The organism is Sporosarcina sp. FSL K6-1522 (assembly GCF_038622445.1).
GTDB lineage: Bacteria > Bacillota > Bacilli > Bacillales_A > Planococcaceae > Sporosarcina.
Window position 1 is genome coordinate 1,406,846 of record NZ_CP152019.1, and the last position, 22,716, is coordinate 1,429,561.

At 44.0% G+C, this 22,716-nt stretch carries 23 protein-coding genes and 1 riboswitch; of the genes, 16 read left to right on the forward strand and 7 right to left on the reverse strand.

What is annotated here, in order from left to right; translation table 11 throughout:
• Positions 1–100 precede the first annotated feature (100 nt).
• The 7 genes from MKY34_RS06790 (at position 101) to MKY34_RS06820 (ending at position 8,481) form a co-directional block, all read left to right on the forward strand.
• Positions 101–1,273, forward strand: a complete 1,173-nt coding sequence (locus MKY34_RS06790; protein ID WP_342514448.1) for an acyl-CoA dehydrogenase family protein — start codon at positions 101–103, stop codon at positions 1,271–1,273.
• Positions 1,274–1,293: 20 nt separating this feature from the next.
• Positions 1,294–2,472, forward strand: coding sequence for a CaiB/BaiF CoA-transferase family protein (locus MKY34_RS06795; RefSeq protein WP_342515208.1), 1,179 nt, complete (start codon positions 1,294–1,296; stop codon positions 2,470–2,472).
• A 15-nt stretch (positions 2,473–2,487) separates the two neighbouring features.
• Entirely contained in the window at positions 2,488–3,276 is a 789-nt protein-coding gene (locus tag MKY34_RS06800; RefSeq protein ID WP_342514449.1) for an enoyl-CoA hydratase/isomerase family protein, read from the forward strand.
• 25 nt (positions 3,277–3,301) lie between these two features.
• Positions 3,302–4,072: a 3-hydroxyacyl-CoA dehydrogenase gene (locus MKY34_RS06805; RefSeq protein ID WP_342514450.1), complete on the forward strand. Its 771-nt coding sequence runs from the start codon at positions 3,302–3,304 to the stop codon at positions 4,070–4,072.
• A 46-nt stretch (positions 4,073–4,118) separates the two neighbouring features.
• Positions 4,119–5,702 (forward strand): long-chain-fatty-acid--CoA ligase, encoded by a 1,584-nt coding sequence (locus MKY34_RS06810; protein WP_342514451.1) that lies wholly within the window; start codon positions 4,119–4,121, stop codon positions 5,700–5,702.
• Between the two features lie 65 nt (positions 5,703–5,767).
• Positions 5,768–7,294, forward strand: a complete 1,527-nt coding sequence (locus MKY34_RS06815; RefSeq protein WP_342514452.1) for a long-chain-fatty-acid--CoA ligase — start codon at positions 5,768–5,770, stop codon at positions 7,292–7,294.
• A 35-nt stretch (positions 7,295–7,329) separates the two neighbouring features.
• The gene (locus tag MKY34_RS06820) at positions 7,330–8,481 is read left to right on the forward strand and encodes a thiolase family protein (RefSeq protein ID WP_342514453.1); all 1,152 of its coding nucleotides are present in this window, start codon (positions 7,330–7,332) and stop codon (positions 8,479–8,481) included.
• A 190-nt stretch (positions 8,482–8,671) separates the two neighbouring features.
• Here MKY34_RS06820 and MKY34_RS06825 read toward each other — a convergent pair whose 3' ends face one another.
• Positions 8,672–9,736 (reverse strand): SDR family oxidoreductase, encoded by a 1,065-nt coding sequence (locus MKY34_RS06825; protein ID WP_342514454.1) that lies wholly within the window; start codon positions 9,734–9,736, stop codon positions 8,672–8,674.
• A gap of 362 nt (positions 9,737–10,098) precedes the next feature.
• Between MKY34_RS06825 and MKY34_RS06830 the strand changes: the two genes are divergently transcribed.
• From MKY34_RS06830 to MKY34_RS06850, 5 genes are all read left to right on the forward strand, one after another.
• Positions 10,099–11,322: an ATP-grasp domain-containing protein gene (locus MKY34_RS06830; protein WP_342514455.1), complete on the forward strand. Its 1,224-nt coding sequence runs from the start codon at positions 10,099–10,101 to the stop codon at positions 11,320–11,322.
• Between the two features lie 24 nt (positions 11,323–11,346).
• On the forward strand, positions 11,347–12,381 hold the full coding sequence (locus MKY34_RS06835; protein WP_342514456.1) for a peptidoglycan bridge formation glycyltransferase FemA/FemB family protein: 1,035 nt from the start codon (positions 11,347–11,349) through the stop codon (positions 12,379–12,381).
• Between the two features lie 29 nt (positions 12,382–12,410).
• Positions 12,411–13,112 (forward strand): amino acid racemase, encoded by a 702-nt coding sequence (locus MKY34_RS06840; RefSeq protein ID WP_342514457.1) that lies wholly within the window; start codon positions 12,411–12,413, stop codon positions 13,110–13,112.
• A 243-nt stretch (positions 13,113–13,355) separates the two neighbouring features.
• Positions 13,356–14,501 (forward strand): DEAD/DEAH box helicase, encoded by a 1,146-nt coding sequence (locus tag MKY34_RS06845; protein WP_342514458.1) that lies wholly within the window; start codon positions 13,356–13,358, stop codon positions 14,499–14,501.
• Between the two features lie 71 nt (positions 14,502–14,572).
• Positions 14,573–14,719: a hypothetical protein gene (locus MKY34_RS06850; RefSeq protein ID WP_342514459.1), complete on the forward strand. Its 147-nt coding sequence runs from the start codon at positions 14,573–14,575 to the stop codon at positions 14,717–14,719.
• Between the two features lie 121 nt (positions 14,720–14,840).
• Here the strand turns inward: MKY34_RS06850 and map are convergent, their stop codons facing one another.
• Both map and MKY34_RS06860 read right to left on the reverse strand, forming a co-directional pair.
• Complete coding sequence (gene map / locus MKY34_RS06855; protein ID WP_342514460.1) at positions 14,841–15,587, reverse strand: type I methionyl aminopeptidase; 747 nt, start codon at positions 15,585–15,587, stop codon at positions 14,841–14,843.
• Positions 15,588–15,837: 250 nt separating this feature from the next.
• Positions 15,838–16,182 carry a DUF4870 domain-containing protein gene (locus MKY34_RS06860; protein WP_342514461.1) on the reverse strand — a complete coding sequence of 115 codons (345 nt, stop codon included), beginning with the start codon at positions 16,180–16,182 and terminating at the stop codon, positions 15,838–15,840.
• A 133-nt stretch (positions 16,183–16,315) separates the two neighbouring features.
• A riboswitch (TPP riboswitch) is annotated at positions 16,316–16,416 on the forward strand.
• 81 nt (positions 16,417–16,497) lie between these two features.
• On the opposite strand from MKY34_RS06860, the gene thiT reads away from it, so the two are divergent.
• Positions 16,498–17,052: an energy-coupled thiamine transporter ThiT gene (gene thiT / locus MKY34_RS06865; RefSeq protein WP_342514462.1), complete on the forward strand. Its 555-nt coding sequence runs from the start codon at positions 16,498–16,500 to the stop codon at positions 17,050–17,052.
• 39 nt (positions 17,053–17,091) lie between these two features.
• Here the strand turns inward: thiT and MKY34_RS06870 are convergent, their stop codons facing one another.
• Positions 17,092–17,826 (reverse strand): tryptophan-rich sensory protein, encoded by a 735-nt coding sequence (locus MKY34_RS06870; protein ID WP_342514463.1) that lies wholly within the window; start codon positions 17,824–17,826, stop codon positions 17,092–17,094.
• A 345-nt stretch (positions 17,827–18,171) separates the two neighbouring features.
• On the opposite strand from MKY34_RS06870, the gene MKY34_RS06875 reads away from it, so the two are divergent.
• Positions 18,172–18,717 (forward strand): GNAT family protein, encoded by a 546-nt coding sequence (locus MKY34_RS06875; protein WP_342514464.1) that lies wholly within the window; start codon positions 18,172–18,174, stop codon positions 18,715–18,717.
• A gap of 113 nt (positions 18,718–18,830) precedes the next feature.
• Here MKY34_RS06875 and MKY34_RS06880 read toward each other — a convergent pair whose 3' ends face one another.
• From MKY34_RS06880 to MKY34_RS06890, 3 genes are all read right to left on the reverse strand, one after another.
• Positions 18,831–19,394: a carbonic anhydrase gene (locus MKY34_RS06880; protein ID WP_342514465.1), complete on the reverse strand. Its 564-nt coding sequence runs from the start codon at positions 19,392–19,394 to the stop codon at positions 18,831–18,833.
• 79 nt (positions 19,395–19,473) lie between these two features.
• Complete coding sequence (locus MKY34_RS06885; protein WP_342514466.1) at positions 19,474–19,614, reverse strand: hypothetical protein; 141 nt, start codon at positions 19,612–19,614, stop codon at positions 19,474–19,476.
• 109 nt (positions 19,615–19,723) lie between these two features.
• A complete protein-coding gene (locus MKY34_RS06890; protein WP_342514467.1) occupies positions 19,724–20,956 on the reverse strand; it encodes an aminopeptidase in 1,233 nt (410 codons plus the stop codon).
• Between the two features lie 193 nt (positions 20,957–21,149).
• Between MKY34_RS06890 and motA the strand changes: the two genes are divergently transcribed.
• On the forward strand, positions 21,150–21,965 hold the full coding sequence (gene motA, locus MKY34_RS06895; protein ID WP_342514468.1) for a flagellar motor stator protein MotA: 816 nt from the start codon (positions 21,150–21,152) through the stop codon (positions 21,963–21,965).
• On the forward strand, positions 21,949–22,704 hold the full coding sequence (gene motB, locus MKY34_RS06900) for a flagellar motor protein MotB (protein ID WP_342514469.1): 756 nt from the start codon (positions 21,949–21,951) through the stop codon (positions 22,702–22,704). Before motA ends, motB begins: the two co-directional genes overlap by 17 nt.
• Positions 22,705–22,716 lie beyond the last annotated feature (12 nt).

Sequence of the window (22,716 nt, forward strand, 5' to 3'; positions counted from 1 at the left end):
CCCTCAACAGGCGCTTTCGCTTTTATTCTTTGCAAGTTGGCATGGGAATTGCATTGTATAAGATGACGAGCACAATACATATACAAAGGGAGGCGGTCATATGATGAGGACGGAGATGAGAGACGTGCAGCAGGAGAACGAGTTGTTTTTGTTTCGCAAATCGATTCAAGCTTTCGCAAAGAAAGAGCTAGAGCCTGATTATATGAAGTGGGAAAACGATGGCGTGATTCCGCGAGAGGTGTGGAACAAGCTGGGGGATGAAGGATTGCTGTGCGTAGACATTCCAGAGCAATATGGTGGTTTAGGAGCGCCATTCGCGTTTTCAGCAACCGTTGTTGAGGAGATAAGCCGCTTAGGGTATGCGACGGTGGTAGTGAATTTGTCTGTCCATTCGAATATTGTGGCGCATTATATTTTAAGCTCGGGTACGGAGGAGCAAAAAGCATACTACTTGCCGAAAATGGCTTCGGGGGAATTGGTCGGTGCAATTGCAATGACAGAACCGAATGCGGGTAGCGACTTGCAAGGGATTCAAACGACTGCACGTTGGGATGAGGACCAGTCTTCGTATGTGTTGAATGGATCGAAAACCTTCGTCAGTAACGGACAACTTTGTGATTTTGTAGTGGTGGTAGCTAGAACGAATTCAGAAGTACCTGCTTCGAAGGGAACGACGTTATTTATCGTTGATGTGCCAACTGCCGGCTTGAATCGTGGGAAAAACCTTGAAAAAATCGGCCTGCAATCCTGTGATACGTCAGAGTTGTTTTTAGAAGAAGTGACAGTGGCAGAAAGTACGATTTTAGGTGAGTTGAATAAAGGGTTTATCACGCTAATGAATGAGTTGCCGAGAGAACGCATTACCCTTGCGGTTGGGGCGCAAGGGGCCATGGAAGGTGCGCTGGAGATGACGGTTAACTATGTCAATGAACGTACTGCCTTTGGACAACCGATTAGTGCGTTTCAAAATACACGCTTTCGTATCGCAGAGATGACAACGGAAGCACGTGTCCATCGTGCATTTGTCACTGAATGCTTGTCGCTGTTGGAAAGAGGCGAGCTGGATACGGAAACGGCGAGTATGGCCAAGCTGTCTTGCACAGAAGCGCAGGGACGAATTACCGACGGTTGTTTACAGCTGTTCGGTGGCTACGGCTATATGAAGGAATATCCGATTGCGCGTGCGTATGTGGATGCAAGAATTCAACGAATTTACGGTGGGACTTCTGAAATTATGAAGGAAATTATTAGCCGAGGGGTTTTTGGAAGATAGGGGAGGCACAGCGAGTGGGGATGTTAAGCGGCTTGAAGATTTTGGATTTTTCAACATTGTTACCAGGACCTTACGCAACGATGATGTTTGCAGATATGGGGGCAGATGTATTGCGGGTAGAGTCTGCGTCGCGGATTGATTTAGTAAGGGAAATGCCACCTTTTGACAAGGATGGTCTGTCTGCTGCACATGGCTATTTGAATCGTTCCAAGCGGTCAGTAACCTTGAATTTGAAGCAGGCGGAGTCGGTGGATATCATTCAATCGTTGGTAGCGAATTATGATATCGTCATTGAACAATTTCGACCGGGGGTTATGGCGCGTTTAGGTTTGGATTATGAGGCGTTGAAAAAAGTCAAGCCTGATTTGATTTATTGTTCCATAACGGGGTATGGACAAACGGGGCCTTATCGCAATCGGCCAGGGCATGACAATAACTACTTGGCAACAGCGGGGATTATGGAGTATTCACGTCGCAAAGGACAAGCGCCGCCAACGATGGGCGTTCAAATTGCGGATGTTGCGGGTGGGTCGATGCATGCAGTCGTTGGGATTTTGGCAGCTGTCGTTCATCGGGAGAAGACGGGTGAGGGCCAATACATCGATATCAGTATGACGGATGCAGCATTTTCACTAAATGCGCTGTCGGGATCGGGGTATCTCGCGGGTGGAGTGGAGCCGAAGCCAGAGGAAATGACGTTAAATGGCGGGACGTTTTATGATTTCTATGAAACACAGGATGGACGCTATTTTTCCGTCGGTAGTATAGAGCCACCATTTAAAAAATTGTTATGCGAGGCCGTTGGGAAACCAGAATTATTTGAAGTGGGCATGCGTGAAAACGCTGCAGATCAAGCACGATTTAAGCAGGAGATAACAGCCGTTTTCTTAACGAGAAATTATGAGGACTGGCTCGCAGTGTTTGGTGAAGATTTTGAAGGCTGTGTAGAGCCCGTGTTAACGTACGCCGAAGCATGCGATCATCCACAATTACAAGCGAGGGGCATGGTTGTGGATGTGCCGAAAACGGATGGCTCGACGCAGAGGCAAATGGCTACGCCAATTAAGTTTTCAAGCGTCGGGCCAGTGTATCGGCATGTTGGGGGAAATGTCGGTGCACATACGGAAGAGGTTTTGCTGGAACAAGGATTTAGTGCACAACAAATTGTGGAGTGGCAGGAACAAGGGGTCTTTAGTTGAAGGGGGATATGGGGTATGGACAATCAACCAATTATTTACGAGAAACGTAATCAGACAGCATGGATTTATTTAAACTGTCCGAATGACATGAACGCGATTAGCAAAGCGCTATTGTTGGCATTTCAGGAGGCGATTGACCGAGCGGAAGCGGACGAGGATATCCGTGTTGTTGTGGTGTCGGGCAAAGGGAAAGCCTTTTGCGCAGGTGCAAATTTAAAGGAACTTATGGATGATTTGGAGACGAAGCATTCAAAAGAACCAAGCTTATTGGAGTTAAGTGAGGGGCTTTTTGGTAAGTTAGAAAAATTGCGTAAACCGCTTATTGCTGCATTAAACGGTATTACGTTGGCGGGCGGCTTGGAGATTGCAATGACAGCTGATTTTATCATCGCTTCTGACAAAGCAAAAATTGGGGATGCACATGCGAACTTTGGTGTGTTACCAGGTGCAGGTGGGGCTGTGAAATTGCCACGCAAAATCGGCGTGAACCGTGCGAAGTATTTATTGTTTACGGGTGAGTTTATTAGCGCAGCTGACATGAAAGCATACGGGCTTGTGCAGGAAGTGGTCAGTGCAGAGGAGCTGGAAACGACTGTTCAGACGATTGCCGACAGAATTTCGGAGAAGAGTCCTTTGGTATTGCGGAAGATGAAAGAGCTTGTGACGGATGGCTTGGAGCAACCTGTAGAAATTGCATTGAAACAAGAATTGTTAGCTTTGAAAGCACATACGCGTTCATATGATATGGCAGAAGGATTAGCGGCCTTTACAGAGAAACGTAAGCCGGTTTTTGAGGGATACTAAAAAATAGGGAATGGGAGTGGGACAGATGAATGTACAAGGTAAAGTAGCGATTGTCACAGGTGGAGCATCAGGTTTAGGGCTTGGAACGGTAACGAGTTTAGTAGAGCGTGGTGCGAAGGTAGTAATCTTTGATTTGAATGAAGAAAAAGCGCTGCAGGTTTGTGAGCAACTGGGAGAAAATGTGGCGTACGCACTTGTCAATGTTACGGATGAAGCGTCTGTTCAAGCGGGGCTTGAGAAAGCGGTTGAGACATTCGGTGCGGTGCATATTTGTGTGAACTGTGCAGGTGTGGGAACGCCTCAAAAAACAATTGGTCGTTCGGGGGTCATTCCGTTAGCGAACTTTAAACAAGTAATTGATATTAACTTGAACGGGACATTCAATGTATTGCGATTAGCGGCGGAGCAAATGGCGAAAAATGAGACGCTGACTGATGGTGGAGAGCGCGGCATCATCATTAATACAGCGTCTGTAGCAGCTTTTGATGGGCAAATGGGACAAGCGGCTTATGGAGCAAGTAAGGCGGGGGTTGCGGGCATGACATTGCCGGTTGCACGTGATCTGTCTTCTTTTGGTATTCGTATTAACACGATTGCGCCTGGATTGTTCCGCACACCAATGGCGGAGGGGCTATCTGAAAAAGTGATTGAGAAATTGGAAAGCTCGGTGGAGTTCCCGAAACGACTAGGGAAACCGTCGGAATATGCGTCCTTAGCATTATTTATGATTGAAAATGAATACATCAATGGTGAGGTCATTCGCTTGGATGGCGGGATTCGGATGTCGCCGAGGTAATGAAAGTCTTGCATGCACGATAAAACTACTAACGGGGTGAAGGCCAATGCTTTTGACAAAAAGTTTACTGTATACGGCAAAAAATAATCCTGGGAAACTGGCTGTTGTTGATAGACACCATCGCTACACTTACAAAGCGTTAGAGGGACGGACTGCAAAAGTGAAGGAATCTCTCAAGAGGTTGGGTGTGAAAAAAGGGGACCGTGTTGGATTATTGTTGCTAAATGATTTTCGCTATATTGAATTGATTTACGGGATCACTGCGTTAGGTGCAATTGCCGTGCCGCTCAATACACGTTTCAGTGTAGAGGAAAATGCTTTTGTGCTGAATGATGCAGGGATAGAGGTACTCTACGTTAATAAGGAATTCTTGTCACTTGTGGACGAATTAAAGAAGCGCGCATCCGGTGTCCAGCATGTCATTTTATCAGAGGATCGAGATGCACCTGAGTTAGCTGAACATGCGAATCTTTTATCCTATGAAGCGGTGCTAGATAAGGAGTCTGTAGAAGAGCTTGTCTACGATGGTGTGCAGGAAAATGATGTCGCTGGTTTGTTTTACACGGGTGGAACAACAGGACGCTCAAAAGGTGTTATGCTGACGCATAAAAACTTGCTGACAAATGCAGTTCATATGGCTTTGAATCTTGAATACAGGGAAAGTGATGTGTATCTACATACCGCTCCGATGTTCCATCTTGCGGATCAAGCATCTACTTTTGCGGTGACATTGATGGGGGGAACGCATACGGTTGTCCGTCAGTTTACGCCGAAAGATGTGTTGCGGGTCATTGAGAAAGAACAGGCGACAGCTGTGATGTTGGTACCGACGATGGTGAATATGCTACTACATTCGGCAGATTTTGATAACTATGATACGACATCGTTGCGCTGTATTTTATATGGAGCAGCGCCGATGTCTACGGAACTACTGAAAAAGACGATGACGATGTTGCCGAATACGCAGTTGTTTCAGGCTTATGGTATGACAGAGACTTCACCTGTTTTAACGTTGTTGAAAGGGCAAAATCATGTGTTGAATGGGACGAAGGAAGAGGAAAAACGTCTAGTATCATGTGGGAAACCTGTTCAACTAATTGAAATGAAAGTCGTGGATGAGGAAGGTAATGAGGTACCTGTTGGTCACGTTGGGGAATTTATCGCAAGGGGTCCTAATGTTATGAAGGGCTACTGGAATTTGCCTAAAGAAACGTCGAAAGTGTTGCGCGATGGCTGGTATTACACAGGAGATATGGGCTATAAGGAAGCAGATGGATTTTACTATGTCGTTGATCGTGCGAAAGACATGATTATTTCGGGCGGCGAGAATGTTTACTCGGTAGAAGTGGAGAATGCATTGTCTACTCATCCTGCTGTGTTAGAGTGTGCAGTCTTTGGTGCTCCGCATGAGCAATGGGGAGAAGTTGTTTTGGCGGCTGTTGTGTTAAAGCAAAATACGGATGCCACGGCAGAGGAGATTTTGGCTTTCATTCGTCCGAAAATTTCGAATTACAAAGTGCCGAAGTCGATTGAATTTCTTGCGGAGCTCCCGAAGAGTGGCGCGGGCAAAATCTTGAAGCGTGTCATACGTGAGCAATATGTGGAGGCAGCTGAAACAACGAAAGCGTAATAGAAGCGACTTAACCAGATAAATGAGCTGTATGACAATCTGCAATGAAAGAGAGGGAATTGGATATGAACATCGGTACATCACTGACAATCAATGCGAATCGTCATCCAGACAAAATGGCGATTACATGCGAGGGCAGAACGTATTCGTATTGGGAACTGAATCGAGAAGTGAACCAAATGGCCAATGGACTTCTAGCACTGGGACTTAAAAAGGGGGACAAGGTTGCTCTTTTTATGAAGAACTCGGATCACTTTGTCATTGCATTTTACGCAATCATGAAAGCAGGGCTTGTTGCAGTACCAGTCAATTTCCGCTTAACGGCAGGGGAAACGAGCTATATTGTCGAGCAATCCGAAAGTGCCGCTGTTATTTGTGATGCTGAGTTTGAAGCGGTCATCGCAGACGTGAAACATAAGGTGAAGGGACTTCAGCATGTTATTGTGCAGGAGACGGCAACGAGTCCTGGACATGTAACGTGGGATGCTGTCAAAAGTGTGGATACTTCGGAGCCGGATGTAGTCGTGTTAAGTACGGATGATGCTGAGATTATGTATACGTCGGGGACGACTGGACAGCCAAAAGGTGCCTTGTTCGATCATCAACGTATTATTAATGTCAATATGGGTGTCATTATGGGCGTTGAAATGACGAAAAATGATCGGGTAATTCACCTTGCGCCACTCTTCCATTCTGCGCAGCTAAATTTGTATTTACTGACGGGGATTATGCTTGGTATGTCGACTGTGATTTTTCGCGATTTTCATCCAGTGAAAGTGCTGGAGACGATTGAGGAGCATCAAATAACGTTCTTCTTTGCTGTGCCGGCTATGTACAATGCGTTGTTACAAGTGCCGACAGCTAGTAATTATGATGTCTCTTCTATCCGTACATGCATGTACGGGGCGGCACCAATGGCACCTGCCTTGATTGAAAAATCGATGGAGTTGTTTGGCACAGATCAGTTTTACAACTTATGTGGTTTGACTGAGGGTGGACCGGGCGGTGTTTACTTATCCCCAGAAGGTCATAAGACGAAGTTGGGTGCAGGTGGAAAGGCGTTGTTTTTCACGAATGTGCGTGTTGTCAATGAGCAGATGGAAGATGTCAAGCCAGGTGAAACCGGTGAATTTATCATTAAAGGTGAGACGGTGATGAAGGAGTACTACCGCAAGCCGGAAGAAACGAAGAAGACATTTTATGATGGCTGGTTATTGACGGGGGATCTTGCGACAATCGACGAGGACGGGGATATTACGCTTGTGGATCGCAAGAAAGACATGATTATTTCAGGTGGAGAAAATGTCTATTCAGTTGAGGTAGAACAAGTGCTGAACAGTCATCCACAAGTGCTGGAGGCGGCAACGATTGGTTTACCAGATGAAAAATGGGGAGAAATCGTTGGGGCAGTCATTGTCTTAAAAGAAGGGGAAACGATTGATGAGGAAGAATTACAAAACTACTGCCGTACAAAACTTGCAGGATATAAAATTCCTCGGAAGTTCATGTACACAGATGTGCTTCCACGTAATGCATCAGGGAAAATATTGAAGTATCAGTTGCGTGAGTCGCATAAAAATGAATATGTGTGAATCGTTAGGCTAAATGATAAAGGGGGAATGGGAAAATGACAGAAGTAGTAATCGTAGAAGGGGTACGAACAGCGGTAGGACGAAGAAAAGGAGCGTTTGCGGGATATCGACCGGACGAGTTAGCGGCAGTTGTGCTGGAGGATCTTGTGAAGCGCGTTGGGATTGACAAAGGTGATGTGGATGATGTGATTTTAGGTTGTGTGACGCAATCGGGTGAGCAGGCGGCCAATATTGCACGTACGGCGGCACTTATCGCGGGATTCCCGATTCATGTGCCGGGTGTCACGATTGACCGGCAATGTGGTTCGAGTCAACAGGCTGTTCACTTTGCGTCGCAGGCGATTGCTTCGGGTGACATGGATATTGTCATTGCGGGCGGTGTTGAAAGCATGACGCGAGAGCCGATGTTTTCGAATGTCAGAGAAGCTAGGCAGAGCGCGAAGTTGGTGGAGAAACATGAAATTATTAACCAAGGATTGTCTTCAGAGAGAATGGTGAAAAAGTGGGGCTTGACGCGAGAAGAGTTGGACCAGTATTCCGTGAATAGCCATACGCGAGCATTTGAAGCAATTGCCAAAGGCCATTTTGTCGATGAAATTGTTGCCGTTGATGTGGAACAAGAAGACGGTACAGTGAAGAGTTTCGCCGTCGATGAAGGGCCGCGTGAAGGGACGACGCTAGAAGTGCTTGGCGGTTTGAAAACGGTATTCGATGAAAATGGTGTCATTACGGCGGGGAATGCGAGCCAAATGAGTGATGGTGCATCGGCAGTGTTACTGATGTCTCGTGAGAAGGCGGATGAGCTTGGTTTGAAGCCAAAAGCCCGCATTGTGGCGCGCAGTGTGACTGGATCAGATCCAACACTGATGTTGACAGGGCCGATTGAAGCGACAAAGAAAGTGCTGAAGAAAGCAGGCCTGACGATTGAGGATATGGATACGTATGAAGTGAATGAAGCATTTGCACAAGTGCCGCTTGTTTGGGCAAAAGAGGTTGGAGCAGATTTAGAGAAGCTCAATCCTGACGGCGGTGCAATTGCACTTGGTCACCCGCTTGGTGCAACAGGCACGAAATTATTGGTGACGCTGGTGAATAGATTGCAACGAACTGGCGGACGTTACGGCTTGCTGTCTATTTGTGAAGGAATGGGCATGGCGAACGCAACGATTATTGAGCGAATAGATTGAGTTGATTGGTTTGAAAAAGACATGTTCTCTTTGAAAGGAGAGCATGTCTTTTTGTTGATGGTGTGGAGTGCGTGAAGGGTGTAGCGAAGCGCGAAAAGTCGAGTTCGAACCTATTAAAGAGCCCCGCGAACCACGCAAAGTCACACGCCAACCGCGCATAGTCTACAACTTTGCGCGGTTGGCGTGTGGTTTACTTCTGTTCGGACACTTCAAAATAAGCTTCAATAATCATTTTCAACGTTGCTTCCGGCATGTTCAAATGTTTGACGTTTGTTCCTTCAATCAGCTGTTGTGTATTGTCATCGTCGAAGTTAAAGGAGCGAGATACATAAGCATTGAAGACGCTAATCATGCCGTTAAGTTTTTCTTCTTTCGCAGTCAATGTGCCGGGTTCAGCGTGCTCAATGATTTCCAATTGATGAAAATCGAGGGCATTTTTAATAAGTGTAAGAATGTCATAGTTTGTTGCTGGTGATGGATTCGTGATGTTATAGATGGTGTTAGGTTGTGCTTTTTTCGCGGCCACAGCCAAGACGTCTGCTACATAATTGACAGGTACTAAGTTTGACGTCGATTGTTTGCTACCGAGGACATGATAAATGGTTTCCGATTTGTCGGCCGAGCGTGCGATGCGGCGTTTGAATACGTCGAGTGCGCGCATAAAGCCGTAGAGTGTAAATTCCGAATCGGCTTCACCTGTTTCAGAGTCACCGACGATGATGGATGGTCGAAGAATAGAGACGTCCATATGATCGGCATAGGAAAGCGCAAGATGTTCGGATTTTACTTTGCTTTCTTCGTATGGATTATGAACATTGGCATCAATCGGATAAAGTTCTTCTACACCGTGTGCGCGTTTGCCAACCGTGTAGGCCGTACTTATATAGAGGAATTGTTTCGCTTGCAGCAATTTCGCAAGCTCTAATGCATGCTCGGTTCCACTATAGTTAATGGCAAATAGCTCGTCCCGTAATTCCTCATCGAATTTTACAAGCGCTGCTAAATGATAAAAGATATCTACATTTCCCGAAAGTGCCTGAATGTCTGTATCGTCAAGGCCGCAAAGTGGTTTTGTAATATCTCCGTGCAGTAAGCGCACCCGGTTTTCGACATCGCCTGACAGTCCGGCGATGAGTCGTTCAGCTTTCTTTATGTCTCGTACGAGTACGTATAATGTATGATCAGTCGTTTCGAGAAGGTTATTGAGTAATTTACCTCCTAGAAAACCTGTTGAGCCTGTTAAAAAAATGGTCAATGTTATCCCTCCATGATGTCGGAAGAGCTTTTTTTCGCTCGCCCGTTTCATTATTGCATAGATAGTGTTGGAAATGAAAAATTAACTGTCCTAGGCTATCGTTATTTTCAATATTTAATGGAAGGGGGATACAAAATTTGGACACAAATTGATTTCGATGAATAGTGGCAGTCCAACTGAGGGGAACTCGAAAGAAAATCATGGCGTCCTATGTAACAATAAGGCATGGTATTTCTATCGAAAATTGACAGTTGACGCTCATTGACGTAAATTAAAGGGTGGTAGAGTTGACTTTTACGCATTGACGTGAGTATTATATAACGTTTATAAAAAAGAGACTTTCTAGTATGAGGAGGGAATTGATGATGGGAAAAGCAGCATTTTTGCCGGTCATCCTCGGATCTGATGATAACGCATATGGTATGGCAAGGGCCTTCCATGAACAATATGGCATTACGAGCATTGTTGTAACAAAAGGGCATATTTTGCCGACGATGCATAGTAAAATTGTCGAAAAGAAAATTTATGATCGCTTAGATGAACCTGAAATTTTCGTCCAAAGTATGTTGGACTTGCATAAAGAATTGAAAAATCGTGCGGACAAGCTGTTGGTGATCGCAAGTAATGAGAACTATGCGGAGTTAGCCATTCGCAGCAGGGCGGTACTTGAACCGCATTATGAACTGCCGTTTATTAGCGAATCGCTCATGGATGAGGTCGTTTATAAAGAACGTTTTTATGAAATGTGTGAGGAGCATGGGTTGGATTATCCAGATACGGTTGTCTTTAAAAAAGGAATGGATGCCACAATGGACTTGCCTTTCGATTTCCCAGTCGTTGTGAAGCCGTCGGATAGTATGACGTATTTCAATGCACAATTCGAGGGGAAAAAGAAAGCGTATGTGCTACATGATAAAGCATCGTTCACAGAAGCGATTACGAATATCTATTCATCTAGCTATACGGATTCGCTCATTATTCAGGATTATATCCCAGGGAACGACACGGTGATGCGCGTGCTCAACGCCTATGTGGACCAACATGGTAAAGTGCGCATGATGTGCCTTGGCCGCGTGGTGTTGGAAGATTACACGCCGATTCTCATCGGTAACTATGTTGGGATTATTGGGGAAGAAAATCAAGAAATTTATGCGAAATATAAACATTTCCTTGAAGCAATCGGCTTCCGTGGTTATGCCAATATCGATTTGAAATATGATCGTCGCGATGGCAAATATAAGATTTTTGAACTGAATATTCGCCAAGGCAGAAGCAGTTATTTTGTGACAACAAACGGCTACAATATGGCGAAATACTTGGTAGAGGACTATGTAAATAATAGTGATTTACCAATTGAGTACGGTACGAATAGTCGTCTATGGCACGGGGTACCGAAGGATTTATTGATTAAATATACGATGGATGAAGAACTGAAAGCGCAAGTTATTGATCGTTTTGAAAAGGGCGAGACAGCGCAGACATTGTATTATCCGGCGGACCTTGGCTTTATCCGCAAATTTAAATTGAATTCGTTTTACAAAGATTACTATGCGCGTTTTGAAAAATATTTCAAACTGAAGGACTAAGGTTGGCAATTGGAGGTAAAGGAAATGGCTTTGCTTGATAAATCGAATACAGCAGATGCGAGGAGGTACGATGAGTTTGTCCGTAATTCCCCTTATGGCTCGATGATGCAAGACCGATTGTGGGCTGGTGTGAAAGATGATTGGGGCAATGAGCATATCTATCTTGAGCGCGATGGTGAAATTGTTGCGGCGATGTCTATTCTCATTAAGCGATTGCCTGGCGGTTTTTCCATGTTATATGCGACGAGAGGTCCTGTTTGTGATGTGACAGATGTCCAGCTTGTACAGGAGTTACTAGAGGAAGCGGAAGGCATTGCGAAGAAAAACAAGGCAATTATGCTGAAATTCGACCCGGAAGTAGCGTATTCAGCTGAATTGTATGCAGCATATAAAAATGCTGGTTTTCATTTGACGTCACAAGATGATGATCAGGAAAAACTGATTCAGCCGCGCAAAAATATGATTCTTTATTTGGAAGATCATGATGAAGAATCGATTATGATGAAGTTTTCGAAAAAAGGGCGTAGTACCATTCGAGGGGCGTTTAAAAAAGGCGTAGAAGTTCGTTATTCAAGAAGTGAAGAAGATCTTAAACTCTTTTATGAAACGTATCGAACGATGTCGGAGCGCAATAATATTACGACACGTCCTATCGAGTATTTTAAACAAATTCTCGATTCGTATGAGGATAGCCGCGTCTATATTGCCTATCATGAGGATGATATTTTAGCAGGGGCTTTGACGATTCATTACCACGGCAAGATGTACTATTTATATGCAGGTAGTTCGAATGTGAAGCGAAATTTGAATCCTAACCACGCCATGAACTATGAAATGATTAAATGGGCAATTGAAGTGGGCGCGAAACAATATGATTTTGGCGGCTTTTTTGAAGTGTCAGATGGCTTGTACATATTCAAGAAAAGCTTTTGCGATAAAGACGGTCCGACCGAGTATATCGGGGAAATTGACAAAGTCTATAAGCCGTTCATGTATATGGTGTTAGAGAAAGTCATTCCGATGGTGAAACGTTTACGCAAGAAGCCAAATCAGCAGTAAAATCTATAAGTAAGGGTCTTGAAGTAGATATGGAAAAGAAAACACTAGGTATTATCGGTGGTGTGGGTCCACTAGCAACGATGTTCGTAGGTGAAATGATTGTCCGATTGACAGATGCTGAGAAGGATCAGGATCATGTGGATATGATTATTACCAATAACCCAAATATCCCGGATCGCACGGCCTTCATCTTAGGAGAGAGTGCCGAAGATCCAGTGCCGGTCATTGTCGCAGATGCGCAACGCCTCGGTGCAGCAGGTGCGGATATACTTGCCATCCCTTGCAATACAGCGCACTCCTTTTTGGGACAAATTCAGGAGGGAACGGATTTACCAGTCATTAATATGATTGGCGAAACCGCGGCTCGTGCTGCAGCAGATGGTGCGAAACGGATTGGAGTTTTGGCGACAACAGGCACGATTTCAACGGGGATCTATCAGGCGGCATGTGAGCAACATGGCATGACGCCGATTGTACCTGATGCGCATATTCAGTCGGTCATTATGTCGCTCATTTATGATGATGTGAAGGCAGGGAAACCAGCCGATCGTGAGAAATGGACGATCATTCAAGCAGCGATGGACGAAGCAGGTTGCGATAAAGTTATTCTTGGCTGTACAGAATTGTCCGTTGTCCGACAGGAACTTGGACTTGGAGAACAATGTATTGACTCGTTACTCGTTCTTGCGGAAACAGCGATTGAACGATGCGGTCATACGGTTAAAAAATAAACAGACGTCTGGAAGCGGGCAAGTTGGCTTCCGGGCGTTTTGTTGTTTTTTTAGATGGGTTGAAGTAATGGGCTTACGTGTAGGCTAGCGAGGCACCTTAAAAAGCTGTGGCTGTGACTAGTGAGTACTTTGCATTTATTGTATAATTTCTGCAAAGGGCGCAGAAATTATACAAACCGAATTCTCCGTTATTCGGTTCGCTGTGATACACTGAAAAGAACAGAGTTGAAAGTGGGGATAAGAATGTCCTTTTTAGAGAAAATGGATGATGTATTTAAAAGTAAATGGAGTTTCCAACAGGAAATGCCGATTCAAACAAAGCTAATTCCCGAAATGTTGGCGGGACGCGATATTGTTGCGGAGTCGCCAACAGGATCAGGCAAGACACTTGCTTTCGTTTTGCCGATTTTACAATTAGTTGATGGTGATAAAAAGCAGACGCAAGCATTGATTATCACGCCATCACAAGAATTGTCGATGCAAATCGTTAACGTGATTCGTGAGTGGGTGCAAGGAACGAGCATTACGGTTACGCAACTCATTGGTGGCGCCAATATGCAACGGCAAATTGAGCATTTGAAGAAAAAACCAACGATTGTTGTTGGAACACCAGGCAGATTGGCTGAGCTTGTGAAAGTGAAGAAGCTTAAAATGTATGACATCCGCCATATTGTGCTGGATGAAGGCGATCAGCTACTATCACGCGATCATCGGGTCGTTGTGAAAAATATGATTGATGCGGCGAATCCAGATCGGCAAGTGATTGCTGTATCTGCGACGATTACGGAGGAAATTGAGCTTGTAGCGAACAAATTCATGATTGACCCTATCCGTATTCAAGTGGGTGCCGAAGAAATGCCGAAATCGGGTAAAGTCATTCACTCCTTTGTCAAAGCTGATGTGCGTGACAAAACGGATGTGCTGCGAGGGATTTCTCATTTGAAAGGGCTTCGGGCTCTTGCATTTATTAATAATGTCGATCAGCTTCGTATGAAAGAAATGAAGCTTAAATATAATGAGGCGCCAGTTGCGGTACTCCATTCAGATATGAAGAAGTTTGAACGTCAACAAACGTTGGAATCGTTCCGGAAGGGAGACACGCGTGTTTTAATTGCGACGGATCTTGCAGCGCGTGGACTGGATATCGAAGGGCTTACACATGTTATCCATGTAGATGTACCGCATACGATTGAACAGTATTTACATCGTTCAGGTCGAACAGGGCGAGCGGGGGCAGATGGTGAAGTGTTGACGCTCTTGTCATATGCGGAAGAGCGTGATTATCGTAAACTGACAAAGGGCATTAAAACAGTCCAGAAAGTTTGGTATAAAGGCCAGTTGCTTGAAGGTAACTCGAAAACGGTTGGGAACAACAATAAGAAAAAGTAATGAAAAGACTGTCTTGGAATCCGTGTTTTGAAGGATTCTGAGATGGTCTTTTTGTTTAGTTTAAAGCGAAATTGGCAGGAGGAGCTGGATGTGAAGCGCGCAATGCAGAAAGTGAAGCGCGCAATGTGGAAAGTGAAGCGCGCAATGCGGGAATTGAAGCGCGCAATGCGGGAATTGAAGCGCGCAATGCGGAGAGTGAAGCACACAACACTGAGTAAATAAATAAGGATCACTCCAGCAACTTCTAAAATCAGAAGTCGTTGAAGTGATCCTTAGATAATCAATTATGCCTCGGCCTAATTGTGTCCAGATTTTTTCGAGCGGGCTCGAAAAGCCCCCTTAAATTTCTGTCAAAAGAATCGGTTCGCCTTTTGTGACGATAATTGTGTGTTCGATTTGTGCAACGAGGGAATTGTCAGGTGTGACGAATGTCCAGCCGTCGCCTAGTTCGATAATGTGCTCAGCTTTTTGTGAGATGAATGGCTCAACTGCAAGCACCATGCCTTCTTTTAAAAGTGTTTTATCGGATACATCGTAATAATTCAAAATATGTTGAGGTTCTTCGTGCAGAGATCTCCCGATACCGTGGCCAGTCAAGTTTTTAATAACCGTTAGTCCATGATTTTTTGCTTCACGTTCAACAGCTTTCCCGATTCTGTTTAGACTAGAACCTGCTTTTACGTTCCTCATTGCAAGCTCGAAAGCGCTTTTGGCAACATCACATAGTTGCTGTTTTTTGTCATCAGGTGTCCCGACAACAAAGGAAATACCTGTATCGGCAAAATAGCCATCGTAGGAGCCTGATACGTCAATGTTCACGAGGTCTCCGTCTTGGATGATTCGTTCGCCTGGAATGCCGTGCGCCACTTCGTTGTTGACGCTAATACATGTATAACCTGGGAAATCATATTGGTCGATTGGCGCGGAGATGGCTCCTTTTTCTGCGAATAGGCGACCTCCGAGTTCGTCGATTTCTTTCGTTGTTTTCCCGGGAACTGTTGCTGCTTTCATCGCTTCACGAATTTCGGCGACAATCTTGCCGATTTTTTTTAACGCTAGGATATCCTGTTCAGTTTTTGCAATCATTATGCACAAGTCCTTTCTGCCGTTCATTTTTTTCTATATCATACTATATCATATTGCAACGCAGAAAAAAGCCTGCAAACAATCAAAATGTTTACAGGCTGTCGAATCATTTATTTTGACTGGTTGTCCCTGTCTTTTTTTTCTCGGCTAGTGCTTTACGAATAATTGGATAAACGATGGGGGCTAATTTGACAGCCGTTTTAACGATTTTTCCGAGTTTCATTCGAATCACTCCTTAACAAATTAATATTCACTTCAAAACTTTAACACCTTGCACGACGTTCCAAAGGACGATGATGACGAACAGCAAGCCGTACAGTAGTATGAACAAAAAAGGTGTCCATTGCCAAAAGCTGAAACCGAAGCCGTCGCTGGACATGCTGTTCATTTGAGTGGTCAATGAAAACATGGAGAAGGAAAAGATGATAAACCCTGCAATGAGCAGGATGACGGGTACGAGATGTGACACTAACGAGCGTTTGGCATGGAATTTTACTTCTCGGTCATCCGTGACAAAAAAGACGATGACGGGGAGTAGGAGTGGTGCAAAAAAGACACTAAAGTAGCATAAGGCGGCCAATAATTTATTGTTCATAAGCAATCCCTCCATTGTCTGGACTTCAGCACGATTGTTCATGTGCTTTTACTATATAGGATTCGTGCAATCCCTGTTAACTATCTTGCTTAAAGAATGGCTATCATATACAATGAGATAGATAATTGAATATTTTAACCACAAGGGGGGCCTTTGGGCTGAGATTGGACAAGTTGTCCTGACTCTTTGAACCTGTAAGTTTATTCTTGCGTAGGGATGTGGATGGAAATAGCCTATTCGATGTTCCATTCTATCTGGAATGTCTTTTTTTATGCCCACATTCCTGCGCTCTATTTGAGTAGGGAGTGGAGTTTAGTGGACCGGAAACGTTTGCAATTAGTATTGGAAGTCGCGATTTTAGGGGCGATTTCGTTTGTATTAGATCAAATCGGGATTCGAGCCCCACAGGGCGGTTCCATTACGCTGTCGATGCTACCAATCATTGTGATGGCATTTCGTTGGGGGATTGTTGGTGGGATGCTAACGGGATTTGTGTCGGGCGTTCTTCAGCTAGTGATGGGTGGCTATGTACTAAATGCGTTACAGGCAACCTTGGATTATTTTGTAGCCTATACACTTGTTGGACTAGCAGCAGTTACACTGAGTTGGTTGTTAAGCAGTAAAGCAAAAGGAAATAAAAAATCAATGGTCGCTGCGATTGTTGTCGGAACAATCATTGGTGGATTCTTGCGCTATATGATTCATTTTATCGGCGGGATGGTGTTTTTCGCGCAGTTCGCGGGAGATCAGCCGGTTTGGTTATATTCGCTCGTTTATAATGGTGGTTATATGATTCCCTCTATTATTTTATCAGCGATTGTGGCGGGATTATTGTTTACTTCCGCACCAAGATTATTGCAACGTGCATAAAAAAATCGCCGTTCTTCCAAGTGGAGGAGCGGCGACTTTTTATTTATTTGGTTCCCTCGATTTTGTTACAAGGAAACAACTGACCCCGATAACGGCTGTTAAGAATAGGGCAGCGGCGGAGACGAATAATTCATTGACCCCATTGTGGATAGCGATTCCAATAAATGCCCACATAAAGACGCTGTTCAATGCGATATCACGATGATGGTAGATGAAGTGCAGTGAAACCGCTGTAGCAAACGTCAAGTAAGCGACGGTCCATAAGGGATCACTCAAGCCCCAACCAGACCATTCATGGAGTGTGAGGATATAACTAACATTGGTAATCGTCAAGATGAAAACCCAACCGAGGAATATCCCAATAGGCAATCGCCCGAATAACTGGTTATCTGTCTTCGGGTATGTGAAATACAGAATAAGCAATGTCAACAATAGTGCTAAAATCGTTATAATGGTCCAAGAATAAAAGCTATACTGCCAGCAAAGTATCCAGGCGAGAGTGAGTAGGCAGCTAAGGACAAATAGCGAGGTTCTTCGGTTTTGCAACGAAGAAGGGCTGTTGTAATGGTATTGCCTAAAGCCGTAAAGCCATATAATAAGAAGTAGATAGATGATAACCCAAATGATAAAGACGTATCCTGCCGGCATAAAGAGCACAGGCAATTTGTTTGTGGCACTCCCAATGATTTGCCCATTTAATGGCGTCGTGTTAGTTGTTACATTGACAATACCGATTGCGATGAGCGATAAGCCCATCATCATAATTCTAAGCATATTAAAATCCTCCTACTTAAACAGTATACAGAGGAAAGGCCTGGCCTGCGAAGGAAAGTATGAAATTTATGTCACAAAAACATAAAGTGTATGTTTGAACAAAAGTCTGAAAAGTCCGATATTTAATTGTGCTAGAAAAATTTCGCATGTCGAAGATTCGTGGTATAATTAGAAGGTGTTTTTTAGAAAATTTAGAATGGTTAGGGCGTACGTTGCGTATTCTGAAGTATAGAATCCTCATGTAGAGGCAATACGTAATAGGATCACTTTGATGCTCTATCAAAGAAAATTGGTTCATTGGAAGAAAGGGAACCTTCCAAGTACCTGTAAAGGGTGAATATGTGAATGATCTTGCTAGAGGGGCAAACATGCTATTTGCGTATATTGACTGAAGATGATGCTTCACGATTTACAGAGTTACTGATCGCCAATAAAGACTATTGGTCGGTTTTTGAACCGAGACATGAGGCGAGCTATTTTTCAGTGAATGTTCAAAGGGAAAAAATTAGAGAAGCGCTTTACCAAATGAGAGATCGTCGGGAATATAATTTCGGGATCTTCGATGCAGAGACGAGCCAACTGATTGGGCATATTTCGTTGTATAGCATTAAGCGCTTACCGTTTTCGAGCGGTTTTGTAGGTTATTCGATTGATGAGCGACAGACGGGCAAAGGATTTGGCACGGAGGCTGTGCATCTACTTACGCAGTTTGCTTTCGAAAAGGTAGCCTTGCATCGGGTGGAGGCATTCGTCTCTCCGCGGAATACAGGTTCCGTAAAGGTGTTAGAGAAAGCAGGCTATAGTCAAGAGGGTTTGTTACGCAAATTGCTGTATATTAATGGCGTTTGGGAAGATCATTATATGTATGCAGTGGTTGAAGATCATTTTTGAAAGGGTAAGGCCGCTTGGCGGAAACTCAAGGTGAAAATAAAAAGTCGATTCCTATGAAAATGGAATCGGCTTTTGTCTATTTCCCGGGGAATATGTTGGGAGTATTTTTCGGTTTAGGAAGAATAGCCGTCTACAATAATATCTAATTTACCCGTGTCAGGATGGACAACAAGCCCGTGGACAGGTACTTTACTATCCATTAGAGGATGATTGCGCACTGCATCGACACTCATCTTGACGCTTTCTGTCACGTCTTGGAAACCATGAAGCCAGTCTTTCATATCGACTCCGGAATATTTCAATGTAGTAAATAGATTTTTATCAATTCCGCGGTCGACCATTTTGTCTATAATACTGTCTGTGTTAATGGAGCTCATTCCACAATCATGATGTCCCACGATGTACACTTCGTCTGCTTGTAGTTCATAGACAGCTACGAGGAGACTTCTCATAATTCCACCAAAAGGATGTGTAACGACTGCACCGGCACTTTTAATAATTTTGGCATCGCCGTTTTTTAGATTCATCGCTTTAGGGAGTAATTCCGTCAACCTTGTATCCATGCATGTCAAAATAACAATATGCTTATCGGGAAACTTCGTTGTTGCGTACTGCTCGTATTTTTTTTCCGTTACGAATGTTTCGTTGAAAGTAAGAATTTCTGAAAGTATTGTCATAGTAACCTCCAAATAATTTTGATTACTACTATATTACAGAAAATATAGGGAAAAGAAAAGAGTCGCCCTTAGGCAACTCTTAAAATTTCGTATCTGGTTTCGGATCAATTGTTTCTGCGTCTACGGAATGGAGTGCTTTTGCAAGATAATGCATTGTGAATGCTGCTCCTAAGCCAAGACAAACTGCGTAACCGATAACTGTAGTGTACATCAAGCCCATGTATATGACCCCTCTCTACATTGATAATTCGTTACTGATTTTAGTATACATGAAAAAGACTTAACTTTTAAGGGGTATTATGAAATCTTTTTAGGAAATGTGAAATTTTTTAGAAAGCCCAGTTGCCATTACGGAAAACAGCTTCAGAAGAGCCATCGTCATGAATGCCGTCGATCGCCATTTCCTCAGAGCCAATCATGAAGTCTACATGTGTAATACTTTGGTTTAAACCATGTGCTTCTAACTCTTCACGAGCCATTGTTTTCCCGCCTTCGATACAAAATGCATAGGCACTTCCAAGCGCAAGATGGTTGGATGCATTTTCATCGAATAACGTATTGTAGAACAATAGTCCCGATTGTGAGATGGGAGAAGCATGCGGCACAAGTGCAACTTCACCTAAATGTTTAGCACCTTCGTCTGTATCAATGAGACGTTGAAGCACTTCTTCTCCTTGTTCGGCTGAAATCGCTGTCACGCGGCCGTCCTTAAATGTGATTTTGAAGTTGTCGATAATATTGCCGCCGTAACTTAATGGTTTTGTGCTTGAAACATAGCCGTTGATGCCTGTTTTTAGGGGAACTGTAAAAACTTCTTCTGTTGGCATATTGGCCATGAATGTATGTCCTTTTTCGTTGATGCTCCCCGCACCACACCATAGATGCCCTTCAGGTAGTTCAATGGTCAAATCCGTGCCGGGCGCTGTGTAATGTAATTTACGGAAGCGCTTGTTATTTAAGTAGTCTACTTTTTCATGTAAGTTCTTGTCGTGATTGACCCAGGCTTGAATCGGATCTTGCTGGTCTACGCGGACAGCTTTAAAAATAGCTTCCCAGAGCGCAGGGACTTGCTGTTGTTCTGGTAATTCAGGGAATACTTTTGCAGCCCAGGCATGAGAAGGTGCTGCAATAACCGTCCAGCTGATTTTGTCCGACTGTACATATTGACGGTATTTATCGAGTGCTTGACCAGCTGCTTTTTGGAAGTCACCAATACGAGAGGATTCTACACCTTTTAGCAGGTCAGGACTTTGGGATACGATACTTATAAAGGCTGCACCTTTTTCAGCAAGCTGTTCACGCTCCATCACTTTCCATTCGGGAAATTCAGCAAAAGAATCCGCGGGTGCTTTGTCGTAACGAAGGCGAGCCGTCACATCATCTGCCCAATCTATAAATACTTGACGTGCACCTGAGTCATAGGCTTTCTCAGTAATGAGGCGGACAAGCTCGATTGTGTCGGTAGATGCGCTAATATAGAGGTATTGATTCGGTTGAATATTGACACCGACTTGAACGGCAAGTTCAGCATAACGTGTTAATTGTTGTTTAAATGTAGACATAAATCCAATCCCCTTCCACTTTGTAATCAATTCTAATAGTACCAATAGTATGCTTATATCCGCAATTGGTTAATTCATAGACAAGTTGTGACAAGTATTAAATTTCTTCTTAATTTATTGCAACTGTCTATCTAAAGAATGGCAAAAAGATGCCGAAATAAGAAGAAGAATGCACTATTTGGAGGTTCACTACATGGATTTGTCAACAGTTATAGGACTCGTATTGGGAGTTGTCGCCCTATTCGTGGGGATGGTGATGAAGGGCGTTACACCGGATAGTCTAGTTAACCCTGCAGCTATCCTAATTATCATTTTTGGGACAATTGCATCCGTTGCTATCGCGTTCCCGGTAAGTGAATTGAAAAGAGTACCAAAACTTTTTGGTATCCTTTTTAAAGAACAAAAATCGACTTCTGATGCGGATATTATTCGCATGTTTTCCAGTTGGGCGGATGTTGCACGACGTGAAGGCTTGCTTTCGCTAGAAGCCAAAACAGGTGAAATCGATGACCCGTTTTTGAAGAATGGGCTTGGATTAGCGATTGATGGGCAGAATGCGGATTATATTCGCGATGTGTTGACGGAAGAAGTCGATGCGATGGAAGAACGGCATTCAGTAGGTTCGCAGATATTCTCACAAGCGGGGACATATGCACCGACGCTTGGGGTTCTAGGAGCAGTTGTCGGGCTAGTTGCAGCGCTAAAGGACTTGAGTGACATTGATGCATTGGGAATTGCGATTTCCGCTGCGTTTATTGCTACTCTTCTCGGTATTTTTACGGGGTATGTTCTTTGGCACCCATTTGCGAATAAATTGAAACGTAAATCAAGTATTGAAGTTCGTCAAAAAATGATGATTATCGAAGGAATTCTCTCTGTACTTGAGGGGGAAGCACCACGCGTTATAGAACAGAAGCTAGCATCTTATCTGTCAATGGAAGAGCGACGGAAATTGATTAGTGACGATTCTAGCGGCAAGGGGGCTGGCCAGGTTGCCGAAGAGACGTAAAAAGAAAAAAGAGGCCCCTCATGTTGACGAATCATGGCTTTTGCCATATGCTGACCTTTTGACGCTTCTTTTCGCGCTTTTCGTTGTCCTATTTGCTTCGAGTACAGTTGACGAAGCGAAGCTTAAGCAGATGTCGGCGGTTTTTAATGAAGTATTTGACGGTGGGGTTGGCGTCATGGATAACGCAGCTCCCACTGCTGTTCCGATACCAAAGGATTCTATCGGTAGTGAGAACGAAAATAACTCTTACCTAGAGGATCAGAAATCACTTTCTGAAATTCAAGATAGGGTTGACGAATATATTGCAGTCAATGAGTTGGAAAATCAGTTTGAAACAAAGATGACTGACGAGGGGCTACTGGTTACGATTCGAGATAGTATTCTATTCAGCCCGGGGAAGGCAAACATTCAACCAGAGTATGAACAGATTGCGAATGATATTGCGGAGTTACTGGTCTTTGACCCGGCTCGTCATATTGTAGTGACGGGGCATACAGATAATGTACCGAATAATAATGAATATGCATCGAACTGGGAATTGAGTGTCATGCGCGCGGTGAATTTCTTGAAAATTATCGTGAAAAATGATGAAATTGATCCTTTGCTCTTCAGTGCGAAAGGATACGGTGAATTCCAACCAATCGAGTCAAACGACACAGCTGAAGGACGAGCTAAAAACCGTCGAGTAGAAGTACTCATTCAGCCACTCGTATTAGAAGATGGCACAATTATTGAATAAAGTAAAAGGCTT